Origin of the sequence: Andreprevotia lacus DSM 23236 (genome assembly GCF_900176275.1) — a bacterium.
Classification (GTDB): domain Bacteria; phylum Pseudomonadota; class Gammaproteobacteria; order Burkholderiales; family Chitinibacteraceae; genus Andreprevotia; species Andreprevotia lacus.
This window is the reverse complement of record NZ_FWXD01000017.1, coordinates 17,903-33,915: the sequence shown is the minus strand read 5'-3', so window position 1 is coordinate 33,915 and position 16,013 is coordinate 17,903. Positions and strand designations below refer to the sequence as shown.

General features: G+C 64.7%; 16 protein-coding genes. 6 read left to right on the top strand and 10 right to left on the bottom strand.

Annotation, left to right across the window (positions count from 1 at the left end; all coding sequences use genetic code 11):
* Positions 1-2: 2 nt before the first annotated feature.
* Positions 3-1,238: a GGDEF domain-containing protein gene (locus B9A19_RS14325; protein WP_084091492.1), complete on the bottom strand. Its 1,236-nt coding sequence runs from the start codon at positions 1,236-1,238 to the stop codon at positions 3-5.
* A gap of 191 nt (positions 1,239-1,429) precedes the next feature.
* On the opposite strand from B9A19_RS14325, the gene B9A19_RS14320 reads away from it, so the two are divergent.
* Complete coding sequence (locus tag B9A19_RS14320) at positions 1,430-2,374, top strand: carbohydrate kinase family protein (protein WP_084091491.1); 945 nt, start codon at positions 1,430-1,432, stop codon at positions 2,372-2,374.
* Between the two features lie 263 nt (positions 2,375-2,637).
* Positions 2,638-3,252, top strand: coding sequence for a PAQR family membrane homeostasis protein TrhA (gene trhA / locus B9A19_RS14315; RefSeq protein WP_084091490.1), 615 nt, complete (start codon positions 2,638-2,640; stop codon positions 3,250-3,252).
* 189 nt (positions 3,253-3,441) lie between these two features.
* Here trhA and B9A19_RS14310 read toward each other — a convergent pair whose 3' ends face one another.
* The 5 genes from B9A19_RS14310 to B9A19_RS14290 form a co-directional block, all read right to left on the bottom strand.
* Positions 3,442-4,239: a sulfite exporter TauE/SafE family protein gene (locus B9A19_RS14310; RefSeq protein ID WP_217807072.1), complete on the bottom strand. Its 798-nt coding sequence runs from the start codon at positions 4,237-4,239 to the stop codon at positions 3,442-3,444.
* On the bottom strand, positions 4,236-5,210 hold the full coding sequence (locus B9A19_RS14305; protein WP_245804348.1) for a bile acid:sodium symporter family protein: 975 nt from the start codon (positions 5,208-5,210) through the stop codon (positions 4,236-4,238). The genes B9A19_RS14310 and B9A19_RS14305 overlap by 4 nt, the downstream gene beginning before the upstream one ends.
* 258 nt (positions 5,211-5,468) lie before the next feature.
* Entirely contained in the window at positions 5,469-5,921 is a 453-nt protein-coding gene (locus B9A19_RS14300; RefSeq protein WP_084091489.1) for an EVE domain-containing protein, read from the bottom strand.
* A complete protein-coding gene (locus tag B9A19_RS14295) occupies positions 5,918-6,220 on the bottom strand; it encodes a YkgJ family cysteine cluster protein (RefSeq protein ID WP_084091488.1) in 303 nt (100 codons plus the stop codon). The genes B9A19_RS14300 and B9A19_RS14295 overlap by 4 nt, the downstream gene beginning before the upstream one ends.
* A gap of 289 nt (positions 6,221-6,509) precedes the next feature.
* Positions 6,510-7,277, bottom strand: coding sequence for a sulfite exporter TauE/SafE family protein (locus B9A19_RS14290; RefSeq protein ID WP_084091487.1), 768 nt, complete (start codon positions 7,275-7,277; stop codon positions 6,510-6,512).
* Positions 7,278-7,417: 140 nt separating this feature from the next.
* Here B9A19_RS14290 and B9A19_RS14285 point away from each other — a divergent pair, with 140 nt between their 5' ends.
* Positions 7,418-9,064: an alpha-keto acid decarboxylase family protein gene (locus B9A19_RS14285; RefSeq protein WP_084091486.1), complete on the top strand. Its 1,647-nt coding sequence runs from the start codon at positions 7,418-7,420 to the stop codon at positions 9,062-9,064.
* A 202-nt stretch (positions 9,065-9,266) separates the two neighbouring features.
* Here the strand turns inward: B9A19_RS14285 and B9A19_RS14280 are convergent, their stop codons facing one another.
* The 3 genes from B9A19_RS14280 to B9A19_RS14270 all read right to left on the bottom strand — a co-directional run bounded on the left by B9A19_RS14280 (position 9,267) and on the right by B9A19_RS14270 (position 12,197).
* On the bottom strand, positions 9,267-9,818 hold the full coding sequence (locus B9A19_RS14280) for a kinase inhibitor (RefSeq protein WP_139798856.1): 552 nt from the start codon (positions 9,816-9,818) through the stop codon (positions 9,267-9,269).
* Between the two features lie 269 nt (positions 9,819-10,087).
* On the bottom strand, positions 10,088-10,930 hold the full coding sequence (locus B9A19_RS14275; RefSeq protein WP_176216946.1) for a helix-turn-helix transcriptional regulator: 843 nt from the start codon (positions 10,928-10,930) through the stop codon (positions 10,088-10,090).
* A gap of 22 nt (positions 10,931-10,952) precedes the next feature.
* Complete coding sequence (locus B9A19_RS14270) at positions 10,953-12,197, bottom strand: Hsp70 family protein (RefSeq protein WP_084091484.1); 1,245 nt, start codon at positions 12,195-12,197, stop codon at positions 10,953-10,955.
* Between the two features lie 176 nt (positions 12,198-12,373).
* On the opposite strand from B9A19_RS14270, the gene B9A19_RS14265 reads away from it, so the two are divergent.
* From B9A19_RS14265 to B9A19_RS14255, 3 genes are read left to right on the top strand one after another with little or no spacing between them, the layout of a single operon-like run.
* Positions 12,374-13,327, top strand: a complete 954-nt coding sequence (locus B9A19_RS14265; RefSeq protein WP_084091483.1) for an HlyD family secretion protein — start codon at positions 12,374-12,376, stop codon at positions 13,325-13,327.
* Positions 13,320-14,249, top strand: a complete 930-nt coding sequence (locus tag B9A19_RS14260; RefSeq protein ID WP_084091482.1) for an ABC transporter ATP-binding protein — start codon at positions 13,320-13,322, stop codon at positions 14,247-14,249. Before B9A19_RS14265 ends, B9A19_RS14260 begins: the two co-directional genes overlap by 8 nt.
* On the top strand, positions 14,246-15,382 hold the full coding sequence (locus tag B9A19_RS14255) for an ABC transporter permease (RefSeq protein WP_084091481.1): 1,137 nt from the start codon (positions 14,246-14,248) through the stop codon (positions 15,380-15,382). Before B9A19_RS14260 ends, B9A19_RS14255 begins: the two co-directional genes overlap by 4 nt.
* On the opposite strand, the gene B9A19_RS14250 is transcribed toward B9A19_RS14255, so the two are convergent.
* Entirely contained in the window at positions 15,361-16,008 is a 648-nt protein-coding gene (locus B9A19_RS14250; RefSeq protein ID WP_139798855.1) for a hypothetical protein, read from the bottom strand. The genes B9A19_RS14255 and B9A19_RS14250 overlap by 22 nt on opposite strands.
* Between the last annotated feature and the right edge of the window lie 5 nt (positions 16,009-16,013).

Here is a 16,013-nt window from a genome sequence, read left to right as displayed (position 1 = left end):
GTTTACGCCGGTTTTTGTTTGCCGAACAGGCTGTCTATGCCATCCCACTGCTCGTCCCAGTCCACCTCGATGCCAGGCAAGGACTGTTCACGCTTTTTCTTGCGCCCTTGGACTACCGGTTCTGCATCGCCGACGGCCAGTGTGGAAATCAGCGCCGCACCCGGCCCCTGCACCTGCACCAGCTGGCGCATGGCCACGCGGTACAGCGATTCGAAATCACCACCGTCGTGCGGGTAGAGCGCCAGGCTGGCGCTGGCCGAGACCGGAATGGTCATTTCACCGCAATCGACACTCCAGGCCCGCATCTGCTCGCGCACGTCCACCAGCCATTGCCGTGCATCGTGGCCGTCTTCGCAGGGATAGAGCACGCCGTAGGAATCCCCGCCGATACGGCCGATCACCGCACGCTCGTTGTTCAGCAGCAGGCGCAGGTATTTCACACCATGCTGGATCACCAGATCGCCAGCGGCATGGCCATAGCGGGCGTTGACAGTGCGGAAACGGTCGTAGTCGATCAGGATCAGCGCGTAGATGCTGCTTTGCTGACGGCTGCGGCGGCGCAGCTCGCGGTGCACGGCCTCTTCAAAACCACGGCGGTTGAGCAAACCGGTCAACGCATCAAAGCGCGCCAGCCGGTTGATGCGGTTGCGCAGCCGCATGGCGTGCAGTTGCGGCCACAGCAGCGCATTGATCAGCAGGATAACCGCCGGGCCGAGCAGCAGCAGGCCCACGCTATAGGCGGCGTTGTCGCTGTACAAAGGCATGGTCATCACCACTGCCCAATACAGCACATAGAGCAATTGCAGGCCGATCAGCGCATGGCGCGGCGTGCTGTCGTCACCGCCGGCGCGCAGCAGGGTCAGCACACGCAGCATGCTCAGCGGGACCGCAGCGGCCCCCAGGCTGATCAGTTGTACGCCGGGGCCGATATGGAAGAACGCCAGCGCGCCGGCCACAGCCGTCGCCAGCACCGCAGGAATGATCACCGGCAGCGCGTTCTGCTTGATCGCATAGTATTCGCGCCCGGCATACAGCAGCATGCCCTCGGTCAACGCCCAGGCGCCGATGGCCAGCCAGAGCGGCGCGAACGCCGACAGACCGGCAGCAAAAACACCGGTTACTGCGGCCATCGTCAGCAAGGTCAGCCCCTGTTCGGGGTGACTGGTACTGAGCATGACGAAGCTGACAAATGCCAGCACGGCCATCAGGCAGGAAAGAAGCGTCGTTATATCAACCATGCGCGCTGTTACATAGATTTACAGAAGTGACAACATTACCCATGTTGTCATTAAACCTTCACTAAAACCGTTCGATCGGTAATTCTGGCCGATCGGCGGCGCAGCGGCTTGCATGAATGTGTGGCAAAAATCACAAAAGCCGGGTAAACAGCGGCTACGCAAAAAATTCAATTACTGCCCGAGACTACTTCATGGCCATCCTGATCTGCGGTTCGCTTGCTTACGACAATATCATGGTCTTTCCTGACCGCTTCAAGAACCACATTCTGCCCGACAAGATCCATATGCTGTCGGTGTCGTTCCTGGTACCGGAAATGCGCCGCGAATTCGGCGGCTGCGCGGGCAACACCGCGTATTCCGTCAAGCTGCTGGGTGATGAACCGCTGATCCTCGCCACCGCCGGCAGTGATTTCACCCCCTATGCCGCCCGCCTTGACCAACTGGGCATCCGTCGCGACGGCATCAAGGTACTGGATGAACACTTCACCGGTCAGTGCTTCATCACCACCGATCTGGATGACAACCAGATCGCCGCCTTCCATCCCGGCGCGATGAACCATGCCCACGAGGTCACCGTAGCCGGTGCGCCAGCCCAAGCCACCCTGGGCATCGTGATGCCGGATGGCAAGCAGGGCATGGTCGATCACACCGAGCAACTGGCTGCTGCCGGCATCCCCTTCATTTTCGACCCGGGCCAGGGCCTGCCGCTATTTGACGGTGCCGAACTGCTGCACCTGATTGGCCTGGCCGACTACCTGACCCTGAACGACTACGAAGCAGAAATGGTGCTGCAGAAAACCGGCCTGACCATGGACGCGCTGGCCGGCATGGTCAAGGCGCTGGTGGTGACACTGGGTGCCGAGGGCGCACACATTTACGCTGACGGCGTACGCCACGACATTCCGGCCGTGCCGGCTGCTGCCGTGGTCGACCCCACCGGCTGCGGCGATGCCTTCCGCGCCGGCCTGCTGTACGGTCTGGCACGCGGCTGGGCCTGGCGGCAGACCGGCCGCCTGGCCAGCCTGCTCGGCTCGCTCAAGATCGCGCAGCGCGGCGCACAGAACCACCAGTTCACGCCCGAGACCATCCGTGCGCAGTATGAGGCCGCGTTTGGCGAGGTATGGCCGGCAGCCTGACTGCTGGGGGTACCTGCGCTGTTATAGCCAACCTGCATCGAGAACCCGGCAAAGCCGGGTTCGTACGGCCACAGGCAGGTGGTACACCGGCCGCCCCTTGTTCGATTCCACACCTCGCCGCCGCGAGGGAGCCTCGTACTCGTGGTAAAGACGGCAGCCGGCATGACGAGTGTGAATTGTATGCCATGCCAATAATTGCCCTTCAGCACGGCGGTCATCGCGGGTAGGCTGGGTCATCACACCTCCATTCCGGTACGCCGCCCATGTACAAAGGCGAACGCCTCAATACCCTCACCCACCTGCTCGGCAGCGTCATGGCGCTGGCCGGGCTGGTGCTGCTGATCGTCTTTGCCAGCCTGCAGGGCGATGCCTGGCGAGTGGTTGCCGTCAGCATCTACGGCACCACGCTGTTCCTGCTTTATCTCACCTCGACGCTGTATCACTGGCTGCGCGGGCGCGGCAAGGTGGTATTCCAGCGGCTGGATCACTGCGCCATCTACCTGCTGATTGCCGGCAGCTATACGCCATTTGCACTGGTGACCTTGCGCGGCCCCTGGGGCTGGACCTTGTTCGGCGTGAACTGGGCGCTGGCCATCATCGGCATCGTGCAGGAAAACCTGATCGGCAAGAAAACGCGCGTGTTCTCGCTGTCCATCTATGTGCTGATGGGCTGGCTGATCCTGATCGCCATGAAGCCATTGGTCGCCGCCCTGCCGGCAGCGGGCTTGTGGTGGCTGGCCACGGGCGGCTTGATCTACACCATCGGCATCATCTTCTTCATCTTCGACGAGAAGATCCCCCACGGGCACGGTATCTGGCATCTGTTCGTGCTGGGGGGCAGCATCGCGCAGTTTGTCAGCATCTTCCGCTATGTTTGAGGGCCTGCCGGGTAGTCTCGGGCACTTGCTGTGAAGTCACCGTCATAAAGAACCCGGCCAAGCCGGGTTCTCACCGCCGTAGGGAAGCGGCAGCGGCTCTCCCCGCGTGATCCCACGCCCTCGCCGTAGCGAGGGAGCCTCACTTGCGCGCGCCAGCGGTGCGACTACCTCAAGCCAGTTGAATAGCGGTTAAATCAAGGCTAGCAGCATCTTGCTGGCCAATACCGCCAGCAAACCGGCAAAGCACTTCTTCAATACCGGTACCGGCAAGCGGTGCGCGGCGGCGGCACCCAGCTTGGCCAGTGGAAAGCTCGCCAGCACGATGCCCGCGAGCGCCGGCAGATAGACAAAACCGAGACTGCCTGACGGCAGCCCGGCCACGCCCCAGCCGCTGAACACATAGCCCACGCCGCCCGCCAGTGCGATCGGCAAGCCGATGGCTGCCGAGGTGCCGATCGCCTCTTTCAGCGGCACGTTATGCCACAGCAGGTACGGCACCGACAGCGAGCCCCCGCCTATGCCCACCCAGCTCGAAATCACGCCGATGAAGCCACCCGCACCGGCCACAGCCACCCTGCCCGGCAACTGCCGCTGCGCCTTGGGCTTGGCATCAAGCAGCATCTGCGCCGCCACGGTGTAGGCAAACACCACAAAGAACCACTGCAGCGCGATGGTGCTGAGCAAGCCGGCCAGCTGCGCACCGGCAAAAGTACCCAGCACGATGCCCGGTGCAATGGTGCGGAATACGGCCCAGCGCACCGCGCCACGATCATGGTGTGCCTTGAGGCTGGACAGCGACGTGAACACGATGGTCGCCAGCGAGGTCCCCAGCGCCAGATGCTGTAAATGCGGCCCGCTCATGCCCAGCAGGTGGAACACGAACAACAGCCCCGGCACGATCACCAGCCCGCCGCCCACCCCGAGCAGCCCGGCCAGAAAACCGGCCACGCAACCCAGCCCCAAGCAGGCCAGCAGTGCCGGCATCATGCTGCACGCTCCGCATAGCGGCGGGCCAGCACCGAGCACACCAGCAATTGCAGCTGGTGATAGAACATCACCGGCAACACGATCAGCCCGAGGCCCGGATGGCCGGCAAACAGCAACTTGGCCATGGGGATGCCGGTGGCCAGGCTTTTCTTGGAGCCGCAGAACACCGCAGCCACTTCATCCGGCAGACTGAAACCCAGGCTGCGGCTGATCCACGTGGTACCCAGCAGCACCACCGCCAGCAAGATGCCCACCAGCACGAACACCACCGCCAGCATCCACCACGCATAGTTGTGCCACAGCCCGGCAGCGGTCGAATCGCAGAACGAAGAATAAACGATCAGTACCACCACACCACGATCCAGCTTGCTGATCACGGGCTTGTTGCGCGCCAGCCAGTCTGCCAGCCACGGCCGCAGCAACTGGCCCAGCACGAAGGGCAGCAACAGCTGCAAGGCGATATCCAGCACCGCCTTGCCCAGCGGCAGGTGGGCGCCGCCGGTGGAGACCATGATGCCGATCAGCAACGGCGTGGCCGCCATGCCGACGATATTGGACAGCGACGCATTGAAAATCGCCCCCGGAACATTGCCCTTGCCCAGGCTGGTCATCGCCACCGATGACGAAATGGTGGACGGCAACGCGCACAGATAGAACACGCCCAGCACCAGATCGGGCGGCAGCGCACCGCGTATTGCCAGCACCAGCACGATGCCGATCAGCGGGAACACGAGATAGGTGGTGGACTGCACGAAAGCATGCAGCCGCCAGTTGGACACCCCTGCTTTCAGACTCTGGCGCGACAGCGCGGCCCCGTGCAGGAAGAACACCAGCGATACGCCCAGATTGGTCACCAGCCCCAGATGCAGCGGCCCGTCACTGGTGCCGATGGCCGGCCACAGCAGTGCCAGCGCCACTGCGCACAGCATGGAAAGCAGAAAACCGTCGATTCTGAATGGCAATTTTTTCATAGCCTGCCAGCATAAAGAATCGCCCCCATAGCGCCAAGCATGGGTTTGTACGCATGGGACAGATACCGCCCGTCCAGACCCCTGCATCAAATTGCAGAAGTCGATTCATGCCACCGACCAGCGAAAGCGAGGCTGCCTCGCAGCGGCGAGGACAAGGGAGTGGAATAACACAGAGAAAAGCCGCAGCATCACTTCACAAACGGTCAGCGCCCGGCTTTGCCGGGTGCTTGCTACCGGTTCACCACCTGTAGGCAGCACTCAGGTCAGCAAGGCCTTGATAAAGGACCACTCGGCCGGCGTCACCGGGGTAATCGACAACCGGTTGCCGCGCTTGAGGATGGTCATCCCGGCCAGCTCGGAATAACGGCGCAGTTCATCCAGTGCCAGCAAGCGCGTCTTGGCGACGAAGCGTACGTCCACCTGCTGCCAGCGTGGCGCTTCTACAGTGGATTTTGGATCAAAATACTTGGATTCCGGGTCGAACTGGGTCGGGTCCGGGTAGGCCAGCTTGCTGACCTCGGCCAGCCCGGCCACGCCCGGCTCGGGGCAGCTCGAATGGTAGAACAGCACGCCGTCACCCAGCTGCATCTGGTCGCGCATGAAATTGCGCGCCTGATAGTTGCGCACGCCATACCAGCCCACGCTGCCCATGCGCTGCAGATCGTCGATGCCGACATCATCGGGTTCGGACTTCATCAACCAGTAGTTCACGTGTCCTCCTTGCGCTGCATCAGGATGGGGATGCGCTGCCGCTGGATCAGGCAATCGTAATCACCCAGTTCGTACTCGCGGCAGATCAGCGGCCGCACCGCGTAGATGGTGCAGCGCATGCTGCGCCGGTCCAGCGCCGCACACCAGCCGTCGTCCAGCCGGCGCATCACTTCGCCCCCCCAGTCATCGCGCTGGATGAACTGCGGCGGTACGTCATCATCGCCGGCCAGCAGCATCACTTCAAGCTGGCAGCAGGCGGCGCGGCAGGTATCGCAACTAAGGGCTGATGGTGTGCTCATGCCGGCATTCTAGGGCCTGTTAACACTTATTTCACGCTTGCGTTCGGGGTAGTTCGGGATGGAGCGCAAGGCGCAGAACGCGCCGCGGTACGGGTACCGCAAGCGGTTTGCAACGCAGCGAACCGCCCGAAATCCCCCGAACCCGCGGGGCTGGGCCGCAAAGAGGTCATCTACGGCGTTACGCGCCTTGGCAATAACCGGTTATTGCCTGCGTTGCGTGCCTTGTAGCTGACCTCTTTGCGGCCCAGCGCAAGCGCGAAATAAGTGTTAACAGGCCCTACCCCATCGCTCACGCACCACTCACCGTCTGCCAGATCAGCCGTGCCAGCAGCACCAGCGCCAGCGCAATGAACAGCCGGCGTATCCACAGATTGCCGCCCTTGAGCGCCAGCCGGCTGCCCACCTGCGCGCCGGCGATATTCACCAGCGCCATCGGGATGGCGTACTGGTAGTACACCATGCCGGCCGGCACGAAGAAGGCCAGCGCGGCCAGATTGGTGGCGAGATTCACCACCTTGGCGGACGCCGATGCGCGCAGGAAGTCGAAATGGAAAAAGCGGATGAACAAAAAAATCAGGAAGGAGCCGGTGCCGGGGCCAAAGAAGCCATCGTAAAAACCGATGGCCGCACCGATGGCCAGCCCCACATACAGATCGCGCCGGGTCAGCGGCCGGCCGGCGTCTTCACTGCCGAAGGCCGGCTTGAACCAGGTATAGGCCAGCATCACCAGCAGTAGCACGATGACCAGCGGCCGCACGGAAGACGCCGGCAGCAGATGGATGACGCGCGCACCGGCGTATGAGCCGACAAAAGCCGCCAGCGCCGATGGCAGCAGGATGTGCCAGTCCAGCTTCACCTGCCGTGCATAGCGCAGAGTGGCCGATGCCGTGCCCATGATGGCGGCGAACTTGTTGGTGCCCATCAGCGCGGCCGGCGTTTCGCGCGGGAAGGTGGCAAACAGGCCCGGCACCATGATCAGCCCGCCACCGCCGACGGCGGCATCGATCAGGCCGGCGGCAAAGGCCAGCGGCAGCAAAAAGAGCAGTTCGTGCGGCATGCAATGGTTCCGGTGGGGATAGCTGCAGCATGCGCGCTCGCCCGCTTGCCGGCCAGTGGGTAAAACCATCACGCGGCGGCCACGGGGCAAGGTGTATGGACTAGGGTGAACTATCCACTTGGCACGGCGCAGGAGGCAGCATGGCCAACGCGCAAACCGGCATCGGCAGTTATCTGATCGAGCGCCTGTATGACGAGGGGGCACGCCATGTGTTCGGCGTGCCCGGTGACTATATCCTGCGCTGGTACCAGCTGCTGAGCCAGAGCGCGCTGACCCAGGTGGGCGCCACGCGCGAGGAAAACGCGGCCTTTGCCGCCGATGCCTACGCGCGCTGCCGTGGCCTCGGTGCGCTGGCCGTCACCTATGGCGTGGGAGCGCTGGCGGCAGTAAACGCGGTGGCCGGCGCCTATGCCGAAAGCTCGCCGGTGGTGGTGATTTCCGGCGCGCCGGGGGTGAACGAGCAACGCGAACGTGCACTGTTGCACCACCGCTTTGGCCCCTTCCACCTGCAGCGCGAAATCTTCGAACGCATTACCGCGTATTCGGCCGTGCTGGACGATCCGCTGCTGGCCGCGCGGCAAATCGACCGCGCACTGCGCGTGGCGCAACAGGCCAGCAAACCGGTGTATCTGGAACTGCCGCGCGATCTGGTCGACCGCAACATCCGCCTGCTGCCGGCCAGCAACGAACCCGAAGCCGCCAGCGATGCCGAGGCACTGGCCGAAGCCGTGCACGAAACCATAGACTTGCTGCAATCCGCGCAGTCGGCCGCCGTACTGGCCGGCGTGGAGCTGCACCGCTCGCGCCTGCAGGACGAGCTGGTGCGCTTTGTCGAGCGTGCGCGTGTGCCGGTGGCCGCGACCTTGACCGGCAAATCGGTGATTGCAGAGCGCCACCCGGCCTATCTGGGTATCTACGAGGGCGCGATGGGCGGCGAACAGACGCGTGAGCGCATCGAGAGTGCCGAGGTATTGCTGCTGCTCGGCGTTACGCTCAACGACGTCGATCTGGGCGTGTTTACCGCGCGCATCGACGCGCGCCACATGATCCAGGCCGTGGATGGCGAAGTACGCATCCGCCACCACCGCTATGCCAACGTGCAGCTGGGCGATTTCCTGCGCGCGCTCACCGCCGCCCTGCAACAATCCGCCCAAGCGTGGCCGGCATCGCCGCCGGTATTGAGCGCCAGCGGCTTTCCGCACGAAGGCACACCGATGAAGGTAGCAAGGCTGATCGGCCGGCTGAACGACACCTTGCCCGAGAACATGATCGTGGTGTGCGATACCGGCGACTGCCTGTTTGCCGCGCTGGAGCTGCGCGTGCACCCGCGCACCGGCTTTCTGGCCTCGGCCTTCTACACCACCATGGGCTTTGCCGTGCCCGCCGCGCTGGGCGCGCAACTGGGCAGCGGCAAGCGCCCGCTGATCCTGGTGGGTGACGGCGCCTTCCAGATGACGGGTATGGAGCTGGCCACCATTGCGTGGAAGGGGCTGAACCCGGTGGTGATCGTGTTCAACAACGCCGGCTACAGCACCGAACGCTACATCCTCGACGGCCCGTTCAACGACATCAGCCCTTGGCGCTTCGACAAGCTGGGCGAGGTCTTCGGCCCCTTGCAGGGCTTCCGGGTCGAGAACGAAGTGGAATTCGACAAGGCCTGGCACTACGCGCTGGCCTCGCCCGACTGCCCGGTGCTGCTGGATGTGCAGCTGGCGCCGGACGATCCATCCCCCGCCATGCGCAGGTTGGCTGAGCATTTGAGCCGCAGGGTGCAGGCCAGCGGTTGAGCCTTCCTGCATCAGGTTACCGTCTTGCAGGTTAACCGGCATCAAGAACCCGGCAGAGCCGGGTTCTCACTTGTATTGGCAAGTGAGGCACCGGCTCATTCTGTTTTATTCCACGCCCCCCGCCCTCGCCGCCGCGAGGGAGCCTCGCTGGCGCTCGTCAGTGGCACGGATCAAGCGTTTACAGCCAGACTCGGGGTAGTTCTCAACGCCCGTAGCGCGCCGTCAGGCTGGCCTTGCCCAGGGTGTTGAAGTGCAGGTTGTAGCCCACCAGCGCCGGTGTGGCGTCGGCAGGCACATCCAGCTTGTCGGTCTTCAGCGCGTATACGGTGAAGATGTAGCGATGTGGCTTGTCACCCTTGGGCGGGCAAGCGCCACCGAAGCCGGCTGCGCCAAAGTCGGTGCGGATCTGCACGGCACCGGCCGGCAAGTCACCCTTGCTACTGCCCGCGCCTTGCGGCAGGCCGGTGGCATCGGCGGGCAGGTTGATCACCACCCAATGCCACCAGCCGCTGCCAGTCGGTGCGTCCGGGTCGTAAACGGTAACGGCAAAGCTCTTGGTGCCGGCCGGGGCGTTCTTCCAGCTCAGCGCAGGCGACACATTGCCGCCGGTGCAGCCAAAGCCGGAAAACACCTGTGCATCGGCCAGCTTCTTGCCGTTGGCAACATCGGGGCTGCTGAGGGTAAAGCCGCCGGCGTGGGCAAGACTGGCACCCAACAGGGTGAGGGCGGCGGTATAACGGGCAACTGCGTGCATGACGTTCTCCTGTGCGATCAACACCGTCATGCTAAGCATTGCGCGCATGGACCATGGCCCCGCAACGCGCAACGACCGCTCCAATCCGCTCAGTGCGTTCAAGTGCACTGAAATTCGGTCCGGTCTTGTTTAATCCCTGCCACTCACGAGCGGCGACGAGGGCGGGGGGTGGAATCAAACAAGGCGGGCCGCGCCATTTCGCCCGCCAAGACGGGTGAGCCCCCGGCTTGGCCGGGGGCTTGATGCCCGCCGCAAGGCGAGGTCGCTTCTCAATGGCCTGCGGCGGCCCGCTGGCTGTCACGCAATGCCGATGGCGTGAGGCCGAAGCGCTCGCGAAAGCGCGCAGCGAACTTGGAGGCGGATTCGTAACCACACAGCGCCGCCACTTCGTTGATGGGCCGCTCGCCCATCTGTAGCAGGCCCAGCCCGTAACCGAGGCGTACTTCATCCAGCAGCTCGCGAAAGCCGCTGCCCTCGGCAGCCAGCTGGCGGCGCAAGGTGGCGGCGCTGCGGTTCAGCCGCTGCGCGACCTCATCACCACTCCAGCCATGCGCGGGGTCGAGTTGCAGCAACAAGCGCACCTGCTCGGCCAGCGGTGCCGCCGCTGGCTGGAACAGCAACTGGCCGCGCCCGGCCAGCAACAACGCCAGCAGCACGCCATGCAGGTGGTGCGACAGCACCGCATCGGGCGCCTGCGTCTGCCAGGCGGCCAGCAGCGGTTGCCAGCTCAGCTCCAGCACCGCGTCGGCCGGCAGCAGCACATCCGGCTGGGTGGGGCTGGGCAGGCTGGCCAGCTGTGCACCGTGCAGCTGGCGGAACTGCCGCAGCAACTCGGAGCCCAGCTCGACGAATACGGCGGCATAGCGGCCGGAACGCGGGTCCGGGTCGTTGATCAGGTCGATCTCTGCGCCAGCGGGCACACCGATCAGGTGCTGCGTGCCGGCGTGTTGCTCGCCCAGCGGGCCGAACACGCGCTTGGCCCCGGCCTGCACACGCATCAGCGTCGGCCGTACAAAGGGCACTCGGCGCAGCGTTTGCGCCTGCACGGCATGCACCGCACCTATGGCGCTGCCATCGGCCAGGCGGCGGGCACTCAGACGCAGATCATGCATGTGTGGCCCCCTGTAAACCGGCTCAGTTGAAACGCCGCGCGGCGTCGATGGCAAGGCCGGTGCCGATGCTGCCGAAACGGTCACCCTCGACATGGCGCGCGTTGGGCAGGCAAGCACCGATGCGGCTGCGCAACAGCGGCACGCCGGATGCCCCGCCGGTAAAGTAAACGGTATCGACCTGATCGGCCGTGATGCCGGCCTGCAGCAGCACGTCGGCCACGGCAGCCTCGATGCGGCTGATCAGCCCGTCGATGGCGGCCTCGAACACGTTGCGCTGTATCGTATGCACCAGCCCTGCGTCGATGCGGTCCAGCGCCAGCCGGTGTTCGGCAGTATCGGACAGTGCGATCTTGGCTGCCTCGGCCTGCGTGGCCAGCCAGTGACCCGAGCGATTGGCGATCAGCTTGAACAGGCGGTCCAGCTTGTCGCGCTCGGTGGCATCGCGGAACAGGTCTTGCAGATCGCTCATCACGCGGCGCGTGTAGACGAAGTTGATGGTGTGCCAGGTGGCCAGGTTGAAGTAATAGCTGGATGGCATTTCGGCACCGCTTTTCAGCAGAGTCTTGTAGCCCAGCAGCGGCATCAGTGCGGCCAGGCTGAGCGCGCGGTCGAAGTCGGTGCCGCCGATGTGCACACCGCCCCAGGCCAGGATGTCGCCATGCCGCTCCGCCGCTTGGGCGCGTTCGGGCGACAGCCGCAGCAGCGAGAAGTCGGACGTACCGCCGCCGATGTCGACAATCAGCGTGAGGGTTTCATGCGTCAGCGTCTGCTCGTAATCGAACGCAGCAGCAATCGGCTCGAACTGGAATTCGATGTGCTTGAAGCCCGCCCCACGCGCGATGGTGGCCAAGGTGTCCTGCGCGAGCTGGTCGGCGGCCTTGTCGTCATCGACGAAATACACCGGCCGCCCCAGCACGGCGGCATCGAAACCGCGCCCGGCGCTCTTTTCGGCACGCGCCTTCAGCTCGTTGATGAAGGTGGAGAGGATGGTCTGGAAGCTTAGCGCCTGCCCGCCCACCTCGGTCTGCGCGCTCATCAGGCCGGTGCCAAGGATGCTCTTGAGCGAACGCATCAGCCGCCCCTCGTAGCCATCCATGTATTCACCCAGCGCAGCGCGGCCAAAGCTGACCGATTCTTCCTCGCTGTTGAAGAACAGCATCGAGGGCAAGGTGGTCTTGCCCTCCTCCAGCGCCAGCAAGGTATCGCTGCCAGGTCGTACCCAGCCTACCGTCGAGTTGGACGTACCGAAATCCACACCGCAAGCCATCGTCCACTCCAGAAAAAAGGGCGCGATTCTATCCGTTCACCTCGCGCCTGTGGGGGTAATCTTGCAAGCAGCCATGATGCCAGCACATCGTGCTTGCGTCTGCGCAAGCTTGCATGCCCCGTTGTGCTTCAATATGTTGGAAGAGCAGTCCACCTCCCTGTCCAGCCGGAGTCGCCATGCGGCCAGCCCTGTTTGCCCTGCCGTACGGATTCACCCTGCTGTGTGCCGGCTGCACACCGGCACCCGGCAACGCGCTGCAAGGCTACATTGAAGGCGATTACGTTTATATGGCCAGCTCGCAACCCGGCCGGCTGAGCAAGCTGCAGGTACAGGCCGGCCAGCAGGTGGCCGCCGGCGCGGCGCTGTTTGCGCTCGACAGCGACAACGAAGCCGCCGCCGCGCGCCAGGCCGAACGCCAGCTCGAAGCCGCCCGCGCGCAACTGGCCGACCTGCAAACCGGCAAACGCCCGCAAGAGCTGGATGTCACACGCGCGCAGCTGGCGCAGGCGCAAATCGAGGCACAACGCAGCGCCACCCAGTTGCGCCGCGACGAACAGCAGGCGCAGGCCGGCGGTATCGCCCCGGCACAACTCGATCAATCGCGCGCGGCAGCCGCAGCCGCCAGTGCGCAGGTAAAGCAATTGCGCAGCAGCCTGGCCGTGGCCGCACTGCCCGGCCGCGAGCAACAATTGAAGGCGCAGGTGGCGCAGATCGCAGCAGCGCAGGCAGCGCTCGATCAGGCCCGCTGGCGGCTGACGCAGAAATCACTGGCCGCCCCCGCTGCAGCCTTGGTCAACGACACGCTGTACCGCGAAGGCGAATGGGTGCCGGCCGGCAGTCCGGTGGTCAAGCTGTTGCCACCCGGCAACATCAAGGTGCGCTTTTTCGTGCCCGAGCCAGAGTTGGGCCGCTGGCAGCCGGGCCAGACCGTGACCTTGCGCTGCGATGGTTGCCAGCCGGTGGCGGCCAAAGTCAGCCGCATCAACAACGAGGCCGAATACACGCCACCGGTGATCTACAGCCAGGAAAACCGCAGCAAGCTGGTGTTCATGCTGGAAGCCCGCCCGGCGCCGGCCGACGCGGCCAGGCTGCACCCGGGCCAGCCGGTCGAGGTGCTGCGCAATGACTGAATACGCCATCGATGTGCACGGGCTGAACAAGCACTTTGGCGACAAGCACGTGGTGAAGGATTTGTCGCTGCGGGTGCGGCGCGGCGAGATTTTCGGCTTTCTCGGCCCCAATGGCAGCGGCAAGACCACGTCGATCCGCATGATGTGCGGGCTGCTGACGCCCGATTCGGGCAGCGGCCAATGCCTGGGCCATGACCTGAGCGACAGCGATGCCATCAAGCGCAAGGTCGGCTACATGACGCAGAAGTTCTCGTACTGGGACGACCTGACGATACGCGAGAACCTCGATTTCGTGGCCCGCATGTACCAGATGCCGCGCCGGCGCGAGGCAGTGGACCGCACGCTGGAAGGGCTGGGGCTGACCTCGCGCGCCAAGCAGCTGACCGGCGCGCTGTCGGGCGGCTGGAAGCAGCGGCTGGCGCTGGCCGCATGCATGTTGCACGAGCCGCAATTGCTGCTGCTGGACGAGCCCACCGCCGGCGTGGACCCGAGCGCGCGGCGCGATTTCTGGGAGGAATTGCACCGGCTGGCGGCGCAAGGCATCTCGGTACTGGTATCGACACACTATATGGACGAGGCCGAGCGCTGCCACAAGCTGGCGTATATCGCCTATGGTCGCTTGCTGGCGCAGGGCACGGCGGATGAGGTGATCGCCAGTCAGTCGCTCGCCACCTGGGCAGTGGCCGGCACGCGGCTGGCCGAATTGTCGCAGCTGCTGCATGGCCAGCCCGGCGTGGCGCAGACGGTGGTATTTGGCGGCGCGCTGCATGTGAGCGGGCCGGATGGCGCACTGCTGGAAGCCACCTTGCGCCGCATTACTGCCGGCCAGCCGGTGACGCTGACGCAAGTGGCCACCGGGCTGGAGGACGTGTTCATCTATCTGATGAACCAGTCGGCCGACAACTACGCGGTGCCGGCATGAGCCGCTGGTTCTCGCTGGCGCGCTGGTGGAGCATGGTGCTCAAGGAGTTTTTGCAGCTGCGGCGCGACCGCATCACCTTCGGCATGATCATCGGCCTGCCCCTCGTGCAGCTCACCTTGTTCGGCTTTGCCATCAATACCGACCCGCGCCACCTGCCCACCGCCGTGGTGGCGGGCGAGCACAGCGAGTTCACCCGCAGCTATCTGGCTGCGCTACAGAATTCGGATTACTTCCAGATCATCGGCACGCTGCCCGATCAGGCCGCCGCCACGCAGGCGCTGGTGCAGGGCAAGGTGCAGTTCGTGGTGCATATCCCGCCCGATTTCTCGCGCCGGCTGGTACGCGGCGAGCATCCATCGCTGCTGGTCGAGGCCGATGCCACCGACCCCGCCGCCACCGGCATGGCACTGGCGGCACTGGGCCAGCTGGCGCAAACGGCGGCGCACAAGGACCTGAACGGCCCGCTGGCCGCACTGCAGCCCGCGCCACCGGCCTTCGACGTCACCGTGCACCGGCTGTACAACCCCGAGGGTAATACGCAGTTCAACGTGGTGCCGGGCTTGATGGGCGTGATCCTGACCATGACCATGGTGATGATGACCGGCCTTGCCATGACGCGTGAACGCGAGCGCGGCACCATGGAAAACCTGCTGGCCACGCCGGTGCGGCCGCTGGAGGTGATGAGTGGCAAGATCATTCCCTATGTGGCCATTGGGCTGGTGCAGTCCACCATCATCCTGCTGGCGGCACGCTACGTGTTCCACGTACCCATCGTCGGCAACGTGGGGACGATCTATCTGGCGGCGCTGCTGTTCGTGGCGGCCAATCTCACCGTGGGCATTACCTTGTCGTCGCTGGCGCAGAACCAGCTGCAGGCCATGCAGCTGACCATGTTCTACTTTCTGCCCAACCTGTTGCTGTCGGGCTTCATGTTCCCGTTTCGCGGCATGCCGGGCTGGGCACAGTTCATCGGCAACCTTCTGCCACTGACGCACTTCAACCGGCTGATACGCGGCATTCTGCTCAAGGGCAGCGGCTTGGTCGAGCTGTGGCCCAGCATCTGGCCGCTGTTGCTGTTTACCACGGTGGTGATGGGAATCGCGGTGAAGTTCTACCGCCGCACGCTGGACTGACCTGCCACCAGCGGCCATGCCGCGAGAGTGAGCTGCATGCCGGTATGCAGCAGCGAGAACGCCAGCATGCTCAGTAGCATGACGCCGACCATGCCGTTGGCCGCCCACGGCAGACCCAACGCCTGCGCCAGACTCTTGAACACTGCCATGCCCAGCGCCATCACCAGCAGCATGGCGGCAAACTCGGCCACCACCCAGCCCAGCGCCGGCAGCGCGAAGCGGCCTGCGGCACGCCCCTGCACCACCACGCCCAGCATCAGCAAGGCGGTAAACGGGAACCAGCGCAGGTGCTCCAGCGGCAGACCCAGCCAGCCGCTGGCCGTGGGCGTGGTGCAGAACGACAGCAGCGCCTCGGGCGCGATGCGGCTGAAATCCAGCCAGGTGCCGATGCCGATCGCCAGCAGGCAAGCCAGCATGGCGCTGCGGCGGCACGGCCGCAGCACGCGCAGCGCAACAGCGGCCTCGACCACCGCGCAGGCCAGCGCGCCCAGCAAGGTCCAGCTCAAGTCGGCTGGCGCACCGTGCAGGCGCACCGGCAGATCGAGCACCAGCGCCCCCAGCACGGCCAGCAGCAGCACGCGCCAGCCGGCAGGCAGGGTCATCAACCAGGCTGAGGGGGAAGGCATGACGC